Raw genomic sequence first — 15679 nt, forward strand, 5'->3', positions numbered from 1 at the left:
TCCGGCGAAGGCCAACCCCCCTTTGTCATCCTGCCAGGCGGCATCACCTTCGGGCAGCCCCGGAGAGTCACCGAAGTCGATCAGACCTTGACCGCCACATCAGCCGATTCATAGGCTCCGGCCACTGCGAGGCTTTCCCCCAAGAAGGGAACCCGAGACATGGCCCCATCGTCGCGTCCGTTCTGGAAGATCCCCCCGAGGCGGCTGGCGGGAGCCGCCACGATCGCGCTCCTGCTCGGCATGACCCCCCTGCTCAGCGGCACCTCGGCCGCGAGCGCCGCCCGGCCCTCCCCGTGCCGCACCGACCCGACCGCCCGGTTGGACACCGTGCCCAGCCCGGAGGCCGTGTTCGGCTTTCCGCTCGGGGCGGGTCAGGAGCGGGTCGTCACCAACGAGGAGGTCCGGACGTACCTCGGGGCCGTCGACCGCGCCTCCGACCGGGTCGTCACCGGAGTGATGGCCACAAGCGTGCTCGGCCAGCCGCTGCCGTACGCGGTGGTGTCCAACGAGCGCAACGTCCGGCCGGCGGCCCTGCGCCGGATCGCCGACGACGTACGGGACCTGCGTGATCCCCGCCGGACCAGCGCGCGGACCGCCGCCCGGACGGCGAAGGACAGCCCGGCCATCGTCTGGGTCGCCGCGAACGTGCACGGCGGCGAGAAGAGCGGCACCGACGCGGCACTCAAGACGCTGTACGAGTTGGCGGCCGGCCTGTCCTGCGCGGTCGAGCAGCGCAACGACAACCTGGTCACCATCATCGTTCCCACCCAGAATCCGGACGGCCGCGACGCGACCCGGCGGCAGAACGAGTTCGGGTTCGACATGAACCGGGACTGGTTCGCGCGCACCCAGCAGGAGACCGACGGCAAGCTCGAGCTGCTGCGCCGCTACCCGCCGCAGGTGTTCATCGACGCGCACGAGATGGGCGGCCGGCAGTACTTCTTCCCGCCCAACGCCGACCCGATCCACCACGAGATCGCCGGTGAGGCGGTGGACTGGATCAACCGGATCGGCGAGGCCAACAAGGCGGGCTTCGGCTACAACGGCGCCTGCGACGACACCGTGACCACCGAGTGCTACTTCAACTACGACACGTACGACATGTTCTTCATGGGTTACGGCGACACCGTGCCGACCACCGGCTTCGGCGCGGCCGGCATGACGTACGAGAAGGGCAGCGCCTCGGCGGTGGCCGACCGGGTGCAGCAGCAGTTCCACACCCAGTGGTCGACGCTGGGCTGGGCCGCCGCCAACAAGCGTGAGGTGCTGGACGGCTACTTCGACATCTGGACCGACGCGCTCGCCCAGGGCCGGGCGGGCACGCTGGAGCCGAACGAGGTGGTGCAGCCCACCAACGAGGTCCAGTTCCCGGTGCCGGCCATCACGATCCGCTCGTACTTCCTGCTGCCCGACCGGCAGCTCGCCGACGTCCGCCAGCTCGTCGAGCGGCTGCGCCGGATGGACGTCGAGGTGTACGAGGTGCAGAAGCCGACCCGGGTGCCCACGGCGCGGGTCTTCGGCGGCCGGACCGCCACCAACGTGACAGTGCCGAGGGGCGCGTACTGGATCCCGATGGACCAGCCGCAGAAGCACTGGATCCAGGCGATCATGGGCGAGGACCCGTACGTCCCGTTCCCCTACTTCTACGACGTGTCGTCCTGGAGCAACCCGCTGCTCATGGGCGTCTCCACCATCTACACGGGAGACAACGTCCGCCCGAGGGCCCAGCTCGTCCGCACGGTGTCCGGCGGCCGGTCCGGGCTCGCATGGCCGTGGGGCTCCTACACGTACCCGCTGGACTCGGCGGCCGCCGCGGAGCTCACGTTCGGCCTGCTCGGCCGTGGCGTACCGCTCGTGCGTGACCTGGCGACGAGCCGGGTCGCCATCCCGGCGACCACGGTCAACCGGACGGTCGACGAGCTGGCCGGATCCCTCGGGGTGACGCTCACCCCGGGCGGCCGCCCCACCGGCACTCCCCTGGCCCGGCCCGACGTCGGGCTGTTCCAGGGCACCGGCATCTCCACCACGTCCGGCTCGCACGGCGAGGCCCGCTACGTGCTCGGCAAGCGGTGGGGGCTCGACCTGAAGCCGGTCACCACGGCCGACATCAACGACAACACCGAGGCGTTCACCGGGCGTGCCGTGCTGCTGGTCCCCGACGGTAGCAACGCCACCGGCGGTCTGACCGCCGCCGGGCAGGTCAACCTGCGTAACTGGATCGCCCAGGGCCACACCTACGTGGGGCTGCGCAACGAGGGCACCCGGGTGGCCCGTGCCGCTGGGCTCACCTCCACCACCGAGAAGGCCAAACCGGCCGACTACCTGGTGATCGGCTCACACCTGCGCGTCGACGTCGACACCGACAACCCGGTCGCGTCGGGCCGCCCGGCGGAGGACTTCGAGTTCAACAACAGCGACCCGATCCTCACGCCGAGCACCACAGGCACGAACGTGCTGCGCTACCCGACCGGTGACACGTTCTGGGCCAACGGCTACACAGTGGGCGCGGACGCGCTCAAGGGGACGGCCGCCGTCGTGGACGAGCCGACCGGCGCCGGCAGGGCGGTGCTGTTCGCGTTCAATCCGCTCTTCCGGGCGTACAACGAGAATGGTCTGCACCTGGTGGCCAACGCGCTGCTGTACCCGGCCGGCGCGGCTGACGCCCGACGGACGCCGGGCCTCGACGCGGCGCGCGCCAGCGCCGCCGCCGCGCCTGTCGCTCCGGACCTGGGCGGCGGGTGGCGGCCGATCACCATCGAGGTCGCGGCGACGGACCTGCCGCGCACCCGGGCCATCGTCGAACGCTTCACCGCCGACGCCCGAACGTCCGCGAAGGACGATTCGGTGTACGTCGTGATCCCGAACCCGCAGGGACTCCAGGCCGACGAACACCCGTTCGCGAAGGATCTGGTACGCGCGCTGCGCGACGCGCGAGTGCCACTGCGGTCGGTGGTCGCCTGACAGAGCCCCGCACAGCGAAGCGCCCGTCCCCGATCGGGGGCGGGCGCTTCCGCGTGTTGGAGGTGGTTACGGCCGCCGGGCGACCTCGGCGACGAACGCCCGCCACGACGCCGGCCCGAAGACCAGCGCCGGCCCTTCAGGATCCTTGGAGTCCCGCACGCCCACGATGCCCGGCAGATTGTCCGCAACCTCGACGCAGTTGCCGCCGCCGGAGCCACTGCGGGTGGATCTCCGCCACACAGCGTCGATCAGGTCCATGATGTCTCTACTTCCCTCATCAGAACGAGTGACTGGCGGCGGGGCTGCGCCTCACTGCGGACCATCTCCCACCTCGACATGAGGGTATCCACATCGTCGTCGCGGTCAACGACAACCCCGCCGAGCTGGTTCTCCATCTCGGCCACCCGCCAACCTCGCCGCGCTGAACCCCGCCGCGCCACTGCCCGACCTGACCGAACGCTTCACCGGCTGGGCGTCCGCGCGGTAGCTGGGCCGCGGGGGTAGATCTTGGACAGTTTCCGTTAGCGCGGAACGGAAAGTGTCCAAGATCTGGTGGCGAGAGGCTCGGACGGCGGCGAGACTCCCGGGAATGGTGCCCCCCGACGATGCCGACGCACTCGAATGGCTCGCCTTCGAGCAGGCGGGCGTGCTGACCACCGCGCAGCTCTCCGGGCTGCTGAGTGAGGGCACGGTTCGTGGCCGGATCCGCTCCGGCCGATGGCGGTCGATCTGCCGAGGCGTTCTGCTGACCGGCAACGGTCGCCTCACCCGCGACCAGCAACTCTGGGTCGCGGTGCTCGCCGCCGGGCCGGCCGCGGTGCTCGCCGGTGTCACCGCCGCGGCCGAAGCCGGGGTACGCGGACTACGACGCGAACCGCTGCACGTGCTGGTCCCAGCCACCCGTCGCGCCGCACGGACCACCCTGCGTCGACTGCCGATCGACATGCCTGCCGTCCTCGTTCACCGCACGTCGGTGCTGCCCGAGGCCCATCTCCAACTCGCCCGTCCACCGCGAACGACGACGGCGCGGGCACTGGTCGACGCGGCGGGCTGGGCGGCCGGTGTGGACGAGGCGCAGGCGCTGCTAGCCGCCGGCTGCCAGCAAAGGCGGGTGCTGCCCGAGGAACTGGACGCTGTGCTCGCCGTCCTACGCCGCGCACCCCGCCGGCAACTGATCCAGCAGGCCGTCACCGACATCGCCGGCGGCGCGCAGGCGCTCTCCGAGATCGACTTCCTGCGGCTCTGCCGCCGGCACCGGCTGCCCGCGCCCGACCTGCAGAGACACCGGGTCGATGCGGCGGGCCGAAACCGGTGGCTGGACGCGTACTGGCGGGAGTGGCGGGTGCAGGTGGAGGTCGACGGCGCGCACCACATGGACGCCCGGCAGTGGGCAGCGGACATGCGCCGGCAGAACGACATCTGGACCAGCGGGGACCGGATCCTGCGCTTTCCCGCGTGGCTGGTCCGTGCCCGCCCCGACGAGGTCGCCGAGACCGTCCGCCGTGCCCTCGTCGCCGCAGGCTGGACGGCAACCCCGCCCCTGCGCCGCCCTGGGCAGAAGTGACCGTCCAGCGCCGCCGCTCATGGTTTACGGCCGACGCCGCTGTAACCGGTGCCGGCGACCTCCGGATCGTCGGTTGCCGGCGGCTCGGCGTACGGCCACATGTTGACCAGCCCGGGTGGCTCCAGGACGAAGTTGCCGAAGAACCTCGCGATGTCCGCGTGGCTGCGCGGCACGAACGGGCTGTTGGCACGCTGGTAGATCGCGGAGATGCGGGCCATCAGCTCGGGGTGCGCATCCGTGCCGGCGTGCGACAGCGCCAGGTAGCTGCCGGGCGCGAGGGCGTCGCGGTAGCTCGCCACGATCCGCTGCGGACCCTGCTCGTCGGGCACCAGGTGCAGCACGAACATCATCAGCACCGCGACCGGGCTGCCGAAGTCGATCGCGCCGCCGATCTCCGGGTGGGCGAGGACCTGCTCGGGGTGTCGCAGGTCGGCCTGCAGCACCGACACCGCCTTCGAGCCGGCGAGCAGAGCGCGGCCGTGCGAGCAGACCACCGGGTCGTTGTCGACGTAGACGACACGCACCTCCGGGTCGATGCGGTGAGCGATCTCGTGCACGTTGTCCCGGGTGGGCAGCCCGGAGCCGAGGTCCAGGATCTGCCGGATGCCCTTCTCCTCGACGAGGTGGCGAACCGTGCGGGCGATCAGCTCGCGGCCCTGCCGGGCGGCCTCGGGCATCCACGGCGCGACCTGCAACACCATCTCGGCGGCGGCCCGGTCAGCGGCGAAGTTGTCCTTGCCGCCGAGGTAGTAGTCGAACATCCTGGCCGCGTTCGGCCGGTCCGGTTCCAGGCCGACCTCGGGCTCCGACTGTGTCACGACCGACCACCTCTCCCCCGTCGATCCCGCAGCCTAACGTCCACGGTGGCCGACCGGCTGCCCCTCCGGTCGGCTTGCGGACAACCACCGGGCCGGATCACGACAGCGGTCACGGCACCGCGCGGCGCAGGCTGGCGGCGATCGCCGACGACGGGCGTCGGTCGGAGGAGGCGCGCGGCCCATGGGCGTACCCCGGGCAGGGTCGGTGGGTCGCACGGCGCTCGCCGGTTGCCTCGCCCTGCTGCTGATGTCCACCACCGTCGGGTGCCGCCGGTCGCGTTCCGCGCCTGCACCGGCGGGCGCCGCCGCCACGGTCGGCCTCACCGTCGCGGTGTCCCAGCCGTCCTACCGGTTGGGTGAGCAGATCAGCCTCCGGATGAAGCTGACCAACAACCGGGACGCCGAGTGTCAGCTCAGCCGGGTGCCGGACGGGGCGGTGACCGTACTGTCGCTGACCCGCGACGGCACGCCTGTCGCGCCCGCCATCGGCGGTGCCGCCTACTACCGGGACTTCACCGCGTACCTGATCGGCAACCTGGTCCGGGTGCCACCGCGCGGGTCGGTGGAGCTGACCCTCGGCAGCGACCCGCAGAGCCCGGTGGGCGCGGCGTTGACGACGTCCGCTCCGGACGGTCGCGGCGGGGCCACCGTCACGTGGTGGCCGGTCGACCAGCCGGGGGCGTACCGGCTGGTGGTGGGCTACCTGCGGGCACCGCTGCGGGGAGTGCCGGCGGACGCCTGCGCCGCGACGGCCGAGCAGGGCACCGTCGCGTTCGAGGTGCGGGGCGGGTGAGCGGCGTGCGCGCGATCCGGGCCGGGTTGATCCTCGCGGGGGTGCTGGTGCTGCTCGCACCATCGGCCGCGGCCGCCGTGGTCACCGTCGAATCCGACCTGCAGACGGAGTACGCGGGCTGCGTCGGACAGATCCGCGGCTCCGGCAACGGGGCCGTGCTCGACGAGTTGGAACGCTCCGGCAAAAAGATCAAGGTCCGTAGGCCCATCTTCGGCTCGGAGAGCAGCACCACGACGTACGTCCCGGGCAGCGACGTGCAGATCAACTGGGTGCCGGAGAACGACGGGCGGAAGCTGGACGACGAGGGCGCAGGCTTCACGGAAGACCAGTGCGCCACCCTGATCCACGAGATGAACCATGCCCTCGACGAGGTGAACGACACCGACCGGGGCCAGTTCTGCACCCAGGGCGGCCAACAGGCGAGCACAGTGGACCCCGCCGAGGTGCACGCGGTGTTGGCGGAGAACGCGTACCGCAAGGCGGTCGGCGTGCCGACGCGCCCGTCGTACGGTGGTATGAAACTGCCGGCCAACGGCAAGGACTGCGACCAGCCCAGGCCCCGACCGCCCGGCGGTGGGGGTTGCTCGATCTCGGTGATCGGCAAGGGTTACCGCTGCGCCAACAGCAACGGCGACCCGCACCTGCTCACCTACGACGGCCAGCGCTACGACTTCCAGGCCGCCGGCGAGTTCGTGCTCAGCCGCTCGACGACTGACGACTTCGAGGTCCAGGTACGCCAGACGATGTTCCCGGCCAGCTCGGTGGTGGCGGTGAACTCGGCGGTCGCGGCCCGGGTGGCCGGCGACCGGGTCGGCGTGTACGCGACACCCGACGGCCCGGCGGTCCGGGTGAACGGCGGCTCGCCCGTGTCCGCGCCTGACGGGGTGAAGCTGCCGCGCGGCGGCACCGTCACGAGCTGGTACGACGGCACGATCACGGTGGACTGGCCGGACGGCACGCAGCTGACCGCGCACCCGATCGGTGTGTGGGGGTTGAGCGTGAGCGTCGGCGCACCGCCCGCACGCGCCGGGACGCTTGAGGGTCTGCTCGGCGACCACGACGGTGATCCGGGTGACGACCTGAGCGTCCGCAACGGGACGAGGGTGGCGTCGCCGCCCACGTTCGAGGCGTTGTATCCGGGCTTCGCCGACAGCTGGCGGGTCGAGGCGCAGCGGTCGTTGTTCGACTACGAGCCGGGCCAGTCCACCGCCACGTTCACCGACCGGCGCTTCCCCGAGCGGCAGCTCACCGTCGACGACCTGCCCAACCGGGCCACCGCGGAACTCGTCTGCCGGCGGGCCGGCGTGACCGATCCGCGTGCCCTCGCCGAGTGTGTGCTCGACGTCGGCCTCACCGGGCAGGTGGCGTTCGCGACCGACGCCGCACGGGCCCAGCGCGCCACACCCGGTGCCGGTGACGTCAGCCTGGAGGTGACGCGGCCCGGTGCCACCGCCGCCCTGAAGGTGCCCGGCCGGGCCGGTCAGAAGATCTTCGTCGAGGTGCCGGCGGCCACCACACCGGACCGGTGCGGCATCCTGCTGCTGCTCGACCCGCAGGGCCGCCAACTGGCGACCGGCTGCGTGATCTCGGGAGTCGGCTTCATCGACACCACCACCCTCGCTGTCACCGGCGACCACCAGGTGGTGCTCGACCCGTGGGACGCCGACCTCGGCCGGGCGACGGTGCGGTTCGTCACCGTGACCGACGAGGACAAGACGCTCACCCTCGACGGGCCGGCGGTGCGGGCGACGCTCGCCCAGCCGGGGGCGGTGAGCCGCCTGGCGTTCGACGGTCGCGCCGGCCAGAAGGTGTTCCTCCAGGTCACCGGCGCCACCCTGCCCGACCGCTGCGGGCTGCTCCTGCTGCGCGACCCGGCCGGCGAACAGGTGACCAGCGGCTGTGTCATCGGCGGCACGGGGTACGTCGACGGCGTCGTCCTGCCGGTCACCGGCGGGTACGTCCTGGAGGTCGACGGGACCTCCACCGACACCGGCTCAGCGGACGTGCGGCTGCGCGACGCCCACGACGAGCAGGCCGACACCGTCGCCGACGGCCGTGCCGTGACGCTCACCGTCAGCCGACCCGGCGCCGTGAGCCGGCTGCGGTTCCCCGCCGACGCGGGTCGCCGCGTCGCCGTCGAGGTGACCGCGGCGAGCCTGCCCGACCGGTGCGGGATCCTGCTGCTCACCGGGCCGGACGGCGACACGGTGGCCAGCGGCTGCGTCATCGGCGGGACTGGACGGTTCGAGACGGACCCGTTGCCCAAGCGCGGCACGTACACGCTGCTGCTGGACCCGGGGGCCGACGAGACCGGCACGGCGACGCTCACCGTCCGCCAGGTCGGCTGACCGTGGTCCGGCCGGCCCGACGGGCCGGCCGGACCACAGCGTCAGCCCGTCGCGCAGACGGTGCCGTTGAGACGGAACGCGGTGGGCAGCACGTTCGGTCCGCTGTACGCGCCGACGAAACCGGCGCTCACGCTGGCGCCGGCGGCGATCTGCCGGTTGTCGTCGGTCGGGGTGACCCGCACGGCGGTGCCGACCTGCTCCCAGGTGGCGCTCCACCCGCTGCTCACCTGCTGCCAGCCGGTCGGCCAGGTCCAGGTGAGCGTCCACCCGTTGATCGGCTTCGTACCGTTGTTGGTGATCTCCACTCCGCCGATGTAGCCGTTGCCCCAGTCGTTGTCGGCGGTGAAGCGGACGGTGCACGTGCTGGTGGCCGGGCCGCCGGTGGCGAACGTGAGCGGCGGCGACGACCAGGACACCCGACCGGCGGTGTCGCGGGCCAGCACGTTGACGGTGTACCTGCTGCCCGGCACCAGGTTGCCGACCGTGAACGCGGTCCGACCAGCTCAAGCGGGGACGCTCCCGCCGTCGGCGGTCGGGGCGCGGCGACGGCGGCGGGCGACGTACCCGGCCAGCGCCAGCAGCACGACGGCCTCGACCACCAGCACGGTGACCGCCCAGCCGGGCCCGATCCAGCGGGCCAGCGAGTCGTACCAGAAACGGACGAGCAGGATCAGCACGGTCACCGCGAAGACAGCCGACGCCACCCCGTACCCCGTGTAGATCAGCCGTTCGCGGCGGCGGTAGCCGGCGGTCGCGCGCCGACCGCCGCGCAGCAGCCGCCCCCAGAATCGGTACGTGTCGGCGCGCAGGTCGGCGAGGTTGAGGGCGTGGCTGAGCATGTGGTAGCCGTCCAGCCGCAGGAACGGCACAAGGTTGAGCGTGGCGGTCGCGGTGCCGAACAGCAGCATGGTGCCGGCCAGGTCCCGCAGCGCGCCGGGCCCGGCCCAGGCGCGGATGGCGGCGAACGGCACCAGCGCCAGCATGCTGACGAACACGCCGGCGAACGCGGTGGCGACCCGCCGCCGGGGGGTGAACAGCACGATGTCGTCGACCTTGCAGTACGGGGCCAGCAGCGGGAACCGCCACATCACCCCGATCTCACTGACCCGCCCGCCGAAGTGTCGGCAGGTCAGGCCGTGCGCGCACTCGTGCAGGAAGACGATCAGCCAGGTGATCACCACGGCGGCCACGATCGCGGCGAGCGGACGGTGCCCACCGCCCACCCCGGTCAGCAGATCCGGCAGGTGCGCCACGACGTACCCGGTCACGACGAGCACGGCCAGCAGGGCGGGCAGCACGAACCACCAACTGAACAGCGGGCCGAGCCGGGGCAGCAGTCGGGTGAAGAGGGCGTCCGGGTCGAACAGCGGCCAGCGGGCCGACAGCGGCCCACGCCGGGCCTTCGCGGCGCCCTCGGCGGCGGACGCGGTCAGGCGGGCGATCTCCCCCGGATCGGTGGCGCCGTCGAGCAGTTGCCGGCGGTGCAGCATGCCGAAGAGCTGCTGCCAGTTCTCCGGCCCGAGCCGACGCTTGAACGTCGCGGCGTACTCGGCGGCGATGTCGTCGAGGGTGCGGGTGCCGTCCATCCGGGAGAGCAGGAAGTGCTCGCGTGGGCCGACCCGGTAGAACCAGCCGGTCTCGGCGTCCCGGACGTGGTGCACGAGCTTCTCGCCGCGCCACTGTCCGGGACCGAGCGCCACCCCGTCGCGCAGTCGGGGGCGGGTCCAGGTCGCGTCGACGGTGGTCATCGCGTGCCGGCCGGCGCCTCGTCGAGCAGCGCGGCGCGCAGCAGATACGACAGGTAGATCTCGTCCAGGATGCTCACCCCGAGCCGGTTGTTGGTCATGTGCACGTACGAGCTGAGCAGGATGGGCAGCGCGGCGTCGAGGTCGGTGACCGGTGTCGGGTCCGCCCCGCCGCGCTGGAACAGCAGGTCGCCGCCCTCGGCGAGGGCCACCACCCGGTCCCGCAGCGCGGCGCAGTGCGCCAGCCAGCGGCCCTCGACGCCACCGAGGCGCGCCGCCGACCGGTCCCGGGCCGCCGCGCGGATGTCGGCGAGCCGGCCGCGCAGGGCGGTGTCCATCCGCCGGTAGCTGGTGTCGAAGCTGGCGTGGTAGTCGTCGCTGGGCTCCGAGTAGGAGACCTCCCAGAACGTCCGGTACTCATCGAGGAAGCCGGCGATCCGCGTGTCGTCGTCGAGGAAGACGGCACACATCATCATCGTGAGCTGGGCGGAGAGGCCGAGCAGCACCGGCCGGACGTGCACGTTGGTGGTGGCCAGCAGGTCGAGCACCACGTCGCTGGAGTGCTCGAAGTGCCACTCGGCCAGCTCGATCCCGGCGGGCCCGCCGTAGCGGCCGTACTCCCGCTCGTACGGGATGTGGTGGTGGCTGTTGTTGGCCCGGATGGGCATCACGCCGTCCGGGCCGTACTCCTCGTCCCACCGCTGCTGGCCGTACTCGGCGAGGAACATCTGCCGGTACAGGTCACCGAGGCCGGCGCTGTCCACCTCGTACAGGGCGGGCCGGCGGCGCAGGAACGCCTCGATGGCCGCGTCCACCCGGGCGCGGACCACCGCTGGGTCGACGCCGGGGGCGGGCAGCACCCGCAGGCGTACGTGTGGCCCCTCCATCCAGTACTTGATGAAGAAGTACCTGCTGATCAGCCCTTCGGCCCGCAGCTCGTCCACCAGCGGCCGGACGCCCTCGACGAGCATCGGGTTGGCGTTGCTGGCATAGAAGACGTGCACGCTGAGCCAGCCGTGGTCGACAGGCGAAGGGTAGTCAGTCATCGTTCACTCCGTCTCGGACACCGTTGAGTTCGACGGTCAGCTCGGTGACGTGCGTGCCGGCGTCGCCGCGCACCATCTGCTCGTCGCGGCCCGGCAGCATCTCGGTCAGCACGAGTCGACTGCCGGCGCCACGCGCCGTCGTGTCGAGCAGGTGCAGCGAGAAGTGGCTGTCGAAGTCCACGTAGAGCGGCTTGTGGTCCGGCCGGGTCGCGGCCTGGGCGCCGTCGTCGCCGGCCGCCGGGGTGAGCCGGGTGCCCTCCGGGGTGGCGAAGACCCGCCTCGGCAGCCCGTTGTCGCGCCGCCACCGCTGCCACGCCAGGAACCACTGTGCGTCGCTCTGCTCGGGCGTACGGGTCGGCAGGTGGTCGGGGTGCAGCTTCCACATCCGCCGTTGCAGCACCACGTCGCCGTGCACGATGCGCGGGTAGCCGGCGATGCCCCGGCCGGGCAGCGGCACGGTCGTGCCGGCCCACAGGTCGGGCTGGGCCATACCCAGGTAGGCGAAGGTGAGCAGCACCTGCTGCACCTCCGGCAGCGCCATCGGCAGCAGGAACCCCAGGTAGACCGGGATCACCTCGGCGTCGAGGCGCCGCGAGCGCAGCAGCAGCCGGTCGCCCACCGGATCGTGCTCGACGCTGAGGTCGTCCATGTCGATCTGCTCGGCCGCCGGTCGGTGGCTGATCTCCCCCGGGCACACCAGCTCGTACGGGGTGACCACCGGGTGCAGGTTGAGGTTGGTGGCGTCGTACCCGCCCTTGAGTTCGGCGAGCACCGCGCCGGGCGGCTGGAGACGCAGCAGCTCGGCGCGCAGCGCCCCGGCGAGGTCCTGCTCGGCGAAGAGGTGCGCGAAGCGGGAGAAGAGCAGCGTCATCCCGGAGTAGACCCGGTTGACCACCACCCGGTGCCGGCCGCCCTGGTCGGCGAGCTGGAGGAAGAACGACCGGGGGTCGAGCGTGCCGAGCGTCTCGGGCACCATGGCGGCGACGTCGGCCATGAACGCGTCGTCGAGGGTCAGCTCCTCGGCGTCGGCGGGCAGCCGGTCGTACGCGTCGTTCATCCGCCGGGCCACCTCCAGGCGGGCATCGTCCAGTGCGGTGATCTCGTCCTGCCGGAACCAGTTCTCCTGCCGGACGTAGCGGTTGTCCTCGTCGAACGCGCGGCGGCGCATCATCCGACCGCTGTAGTGCTCGAAGAAGTCCTGCTGGAACTCGTGGGCGAAGGTGAGCAGGTCGTCGCAGCGCCCGCCGTCGCCGTACCGGGCGCGGAAGAAGCCCTTGGTGGCCAGCCGGCGAGGCAGGTTGATGTCGAACACCGGCATGATCCGGGCCAGCGCCCGCAGGCCGGGCAGGATCTCCCGCTCCCAGCGGGCGCGGTCGGCGGTGACCGGGGCGTCGGTGTGCCGGGTGGCGTCCTCATAGACGAGGGTGCGCGGGGCCGGAACGTCGGGGCGTCCGAGGTCGGCGTGCGCGGCGACCAGCTCGTCGCGGATCCCGTCCAGCGCGCGGCGGCGGCCCGGCACGTCCTGCTCCGGAAACGCGGTGGCCAGCCGGTTGGCCCTGGCCACCCGCTCGGCGAGGCGGCGGGACCAGTCCCTGTCGATCTGCCGCAGCGCGCCGCGGTAGCCCTCGACCGGGTCGTCGGCGTGGATGTCCAGTTGCAGGTTCGGCACCACGAGCAGGCCGACGCGCAGCAGGTGGTGCAGGTACTGGGCGACCTCGTCGGCGGGCCGTCCGTCGGTGGTCAGCTCGGTGACCAGGTCGGCCATCCGCCGTACCCGGCCGCCGTCGAGGGCGGCCAGGATGTCGTGCAGCACCCGGCCGGTGGGGAGCACGAACAGCGACTCGTGGATCGACTCCAGGGTGATCGCGGCCTCGCCGTCCTCCGAGCTGGTCCGCCGCCGGCGCAGGTAGCGCAGCCGGCCGTGGGCGATGCGCCACCCGGTGGTCAGGGTCACCGGCAGGTCGGAGCGCAGCGTCTCGTCGGCGAGCACGATGGCCGAGAGCCGGCCCAGCGCGGCGAGGTTGAGCCGGGCGCTGCCGCGCGTCGCCGCGACCGTGTCGGCGGTGCTCGGAACGACGTGCAGCAGCTCGCCGGTGCCGCTCGCGAAGGTGCCGACGTTCACCGTGGTCAGCCGGCTGAACGGGCTGGTCTTGGCGGCGGTGCGGTAGGCGTACTCCAGCAGGGACCGCTCGATGCGACGGGCCCGCTTGCCCAGCGGGCCGGTCCCGGTGGCGTAGCCGGACAGGTAGCGGTCCAGCGACGGGGAGGCGAGCAGGATGCCGCCGCGCAGGTCCGGGTCGTCGGCGAGGGCCCGCAGCAGCGTGCGCCGGCTCGCCAGCTCGTCGTCGAGCACCGCCGGGCCGGCGGCCAGCTCCGTCCGGTACGCCGCGAAGGTCTCCAGCCAGTGGGTCAGCTGCCGGTGGGTGTCCGCGCCGACGGCATCGACCGGCCAGGCGGCCGGGTCGGCCGGGCGGGGCGCGCGGAGGTTGAACACGTCACGGCGCAACCGGATGAGGCGCTGCCGCAGCCCGTCGTCGCTCAGGTTGCGCCCCACCGCGCTCTGCAACGCGTCGGCCAGGTCCCGTCCGGTGGCGCGCAGCCGGTCCTCCAGGTCGAGCACCCGGCGTGCCCATTCGGCGCTGCGGTCGACGGCGAGCCGGTCGGCGACCTCGATCGGCAGTCCGGCGGTGCGCAGCATGAACACCCCAGGCATCCGCCAGGAGATCGGGGTCGCCGGTCGTGCGGGCAGGGACACCGTCACGGGTCTCTCCTTCGTCGGGTCGGCGCGGGTCGGGGCGTCACAGCCGGTACGCCATGTCGGCGGTGGCCTGCGGGTGTCGCCCGAGCAGCAGGAAGAGCACCGTGCGTTCGTCGGTGCCGTCCAGCCCGAGGGCGGTGTTCATGGCGACGTTGTCGAAGCCGAGGACGGCGCCGCAGCCGAGGTCCTGCGCGGTGGCCGCGCAGTAGACCCGCTGGGCGACGGTGCCGACCTCGGCGTTCAGGAGCCGGTAGCCGCGCGGCCCGAACACGTCGAGGACCGCGTCGGGACGCCCGGAGATGGCCAGCACCGCGCCGACCTGACCCATCGTGTAGTTGGTGAGGAAGTACTGCTGTTGCAGGAAGGCGGCCATCCCACCCTCGGGCTCGGGGGCGGCCGGCAGCAGGGCGTGTCGCCGCTCGCAGTAGGCGTAGCCGCCGCCCGGCAGCCCGTCGACGTGGTTGGCGAACACCCACAGCCGGGTCAGCTCGGGCCCGCCGTCGGGCCGTTTGACGTCCGCCAGGTAGCGGCGGCCGGCGGCGGCGAACGCGAGGGTGGTGCCGAGTTCGGCGGCGGTCAGGTCGGGTGGGCGACGGAACCGGCCGAAGCTGCTGGACCGACCGGCCAGAACCGTCGACAGTGGACGGGCCAGCCGGTCGAGCTGCGCGGCGGGCAGCTCGACCGGCGCACCGGGCAGCTCCCGGGGCGCGGCGGTGTCGACGGTGTCCGGAGCGGGCGCGGCGGGTGCCGCCGCCGCCCGGTGCACGGCGGTGACCGCCGCGAAGTCCCGGACGCGCCGGGACCGCTCAAAGGCCGGATAGCGGGTCCGCACGTCCGCGGGCACCGGCGTCGCCGCCGGGCCCGCGCCGCTGTCACCCCAGTCCAGGGGTACGACCGCGAAGACGCTCTCCGCGTCGCCGTCCAGGTCGAGCAGCCGCTCCAGGAGCGCCGGGTCGAAGCAGAGCAACCGCCGCAGGGGTACGCCCAGCGCGGGCGCCAGCAGGTCCCACGAGCCGAGCAGCGCACCGAGGTCCTGGGTGACCACGTGGTAGCAGAAGCTGTTGTACTTGAACGAGTTCTTCCAGAACCGGATGCCGGCCAGCAGGTAACTGTCGCCCGGGGGCGCGTCCACGCCGAGCGCGGCGCGTACGGTGCCGGTGACGTCGCCGATCAGCAACCGTTCCAGCATGTGCGAACCGGTGTGGTAGTGGTAGACGCCGGGCAGCAGCGGTCCCCCGGCCCCCGCCACCAGATACAGCTCCACCGGATACATGCCACCGCCGGACGCGGTGCCGCGCCCCCACACCGCGTGCTCGAAGTGCGCCCGCTTGGCGGCGTCCTGGTTCCAGTTGATCCCCAACCGCCGGTCCAGCACCCCGTACGACAGACGCAGCAGGGCGGCCAGTCGGGCCAGCGACCAGCCGGTGACCGGCGGCAGGTGCTCGCCGGTGTGCAGGTCGCGCAGGGTCGGCAGGTCGGGCGGCGTGGCCGGTAGCGGCAGCCGGGGCGCGTCCGGATAGCTCTTGTGCCGCGACGGCTGGTCGGCCCAGTCCACCTCGAAGTTGAGCGGCTCCATGGGCGTGCGGGCCCGCCGGAACACCGCCTCGGTGTACTCCCGGACGACCTCGATGGCCTGCTGCTGCATG

General features: G+C 72.5%; 11 protein-coding genes and 1 pseudogene. 4 read left to right on the top strand and 8 right to left on the bottom strand.

Annotated elements, in window-relative coordinates:
• Positions 1 to 159 precede the first annotated feature (159 nt).
• Entirely contained in the window at positions 160 to 2961 is a 2802-nt protein-coding gene (locus tag AB0H52_RS19735) for a M14 family zinc carboxypeptidase (protein WP_357949115.1), read from the top strand.
• Between the two features lie 66 nt (positions 2962 to 3027).
• On the opposite strand, the gene AB0H52_RS19740 is transcribed toward AB0H52_RS19735, so the two are convergent.
• Both AB0H52_RS19740 and AB0H52_RS19745 read right to left on the bottom strand, forming a co-directional pair.
• Positions 3028 to 3219 (bottom strand): DUF397 domain-containing protein, encoded by a 192-nt coding sequence (locus AB0H52_RS19740; RefSeq protein ID WP_151488661.1) that lies wholly within the window; start codon positions 3217 to 3219, stop codon positions 3028 to 3030.
• Positions 3210 to 3365, bottom strand: coding sequence for a hypothetical protein (locus AB0H52_RS19745; protein ID WP_225854188.1), 156 nt, complete (start codon positions 3363 to 3365; stop codon positions 3210 to 3212). The genes AB0H52_RS19740 and AB0H52_RS19745 overlap by 10 nt, the downstream gene beginning before the upstream one ends.
• 185 nt (positions 3366 to 3550) lie before the next feature.
• Between AB0H52_RS19745 and AB0H52_RS19750 the strand changes: the two genes are divergently transcribed.
• Positions 3551 to 4525: a DUF559 domain-containing protein gene (locus tag AB0H52_RS19750; protein ID WP_151488659.1), complete on the top strand. Its 975-nt coding sequence runs from the start codon at positions 3551 to 3553 to the stop codon at positions 4523 to 4525.
• Positions 4526 to 4542: 17 nt separating this feature from the next.
• Here the strand turns inward: AB0H52_RS19750 and AB0H52_RS19755 are convergent, their stop codons facing one another.
• Positions 4543 to 5343, bottom strand: a complete 801-nt coding sequence (locus AB0H52_RS19755) for an SAM-dependent methyltransferase (RefSeq protein WP_357949118.1) — start codon at positions 5341 to 5343, stop codon at positions 4543 to 4545.
• A 181-nt stretch (positions 5344 to 5524) separates the two neighbouring features.
• Here AB0H52_RS19755 and AB0H52_RS19760 point away from each other — a divergent pair, with 181 nt between their 5' ends.
• On the top strand, positions 5525 to 6136 hold the full coding sequence (locus AB0H52_RS19760; RefSeq protein WP_192580162.1) for a hypothetical protein: 612 nt from the start codon (positions 5525 to 5527) through the stop codon (positions 6134 to 6136).
• Positions 6133 to 8484: a VWD domain-containing protein gene (locus tag AB0H52_RS19765; RefSeq protein WP_192580161.1), complete on the top strand. Its 2352-nt coding sequence runs from the start codon at positions 6133 to 6135 to the stop codon at positions 8482 to 8484. The genes AB0H52_RS19760 and AB0H52_RS19765 overlap by 4 nt, the downstream gene beginning before the upstream one ends.
• A 41-nt stretch (positions 8485 to 8525) precedes the next feature.
• Here AB0H52_RS19765 and AB0H52_RS19770 read toward each other — a convergent pair.
• From AB0H52_RS19770 to AB0H52_RS19790, 5 genes and pseudogenes are all read right to left on the bottom strand, one after another.
• A pseudogene (locus AB0H52_RS19770) lies at positions 8526 to 8978 on the bottom strand (cellulose binding domain-containing protein); the annotation flags it as partial.
• A 9-nt stretch (positions 8979 to 8987) separates the two neighbouring features.
• Positions 8988 to 10232 (bottom strand): peptidase M50, encoded by a 1245-nt coding sequence (locus AB0H52_RS19775; RefSeq protein ID WP_151488656.1) that lies wholly within the window; start codon positions 10230 to 10232, stop codon positions 8988 to 8990.
• Positions 10229 to 11275, bottom strand: coding sequence for a thiopeptide-type bacteriocin biosynthesis protein (locus AB0H52_RS19780; RefSeq protein WP_151488655.1), 1047 nt, complete (start codon positions 11273 to 11275; stop codon positions 10229 to 10231). The genes AB0H52_RS19775 and AB0H52_RS19780 overlap by 4 nt, the downstream gene beginning before the upstream one ends.
• Complete coding sequence (locus AB0H52_RS19785; protein WP_151488654.1) at positions 11268 to 14036, bottom strand: lantibiotic dehydratase; 2769 nt, start codon at positions 14034 to 14036, stop codon at positions 11268 to 11270. Before AB0H52_RS19785 ends, AB0H52_RS19780 begins: the two co-directional genes overlap by 8 nt.
• Before the next feature lie 37 nt (positions 14037 to 14073).
• The gene (locus AB0H52_RS19790; protein ID WP_151488653.1) at positions 14074 to 15678 is read right to left on the bottom strand and encodes a SagB family peptide dehydrogenase; all 1605 of its coding nucleotides are present in this window, start codon (positions 15676 to 15678) and stop codon (positions 14074 to 14076) included.
• Position 15679 lies beyond the last annotated feature (1 nt).

Origin of the sequence: Micromonospora sp. NPDC050695 (assembly GCF_040654415.1) — a bacterium.
Classification (GTDB): domain Bacteria; phylum Actinomycetota; class Actinomycetes; order Mycobacteriales; family Micromonosporaceae; genus Micromonospora.

Coding starts and splice junctions, on each gene's coding strand:
- AB0H52_RS19735 (WP_357949115.1), top strand. CDS start 160: ATGGCCCCATCGTCGCGTCCGTTCTGGAAGATCCCCCCGAGGCGGCTG.
- AB0H52_RS19740 (WP_151488661.1), bottom strand. CDS start 3,219: ATGGACCTGATCGACGCTGTGTGGCGGAGATCCACCCGCAGTGGCTCC.
- AB0H52_RS19750 (WP_151488659.1), top strand. CDS start 3,551: ATGGTGCCCCCCGACGATGCCGACGCACTCGAATGGCTCGCCTTCGAG.
- AB0H52_RS19760 (WP_192580162.1), top strand. CDS start 5,525: ATGGGCGTACCCCGGGCAGGGTCGGTGGGTCGCACGGCGCTCGCCGGT.
- AB0H52_RS19775 (WP_151488656.1), bottom strand. CDS start 10,232: ATGACCACCGTCGACGCGACCTGGACCCGCCCCCGACTGCGCGACGGG.
- AB0H52_RS19780 (WP_151488655.1), bottom strand. CDS start 11,275: ATGACTGACTACCCTTCGCCTGTCGACCACGGCTGGCTCAGCGTGCAC.
- AB0H52_RS19790 (WP_151488653.1), bottom strand. CDS start 15,678: ATGCAGCAGCAGGCCATCGAGGTCGTCCGGGAGTACACCGAGGCGGTG.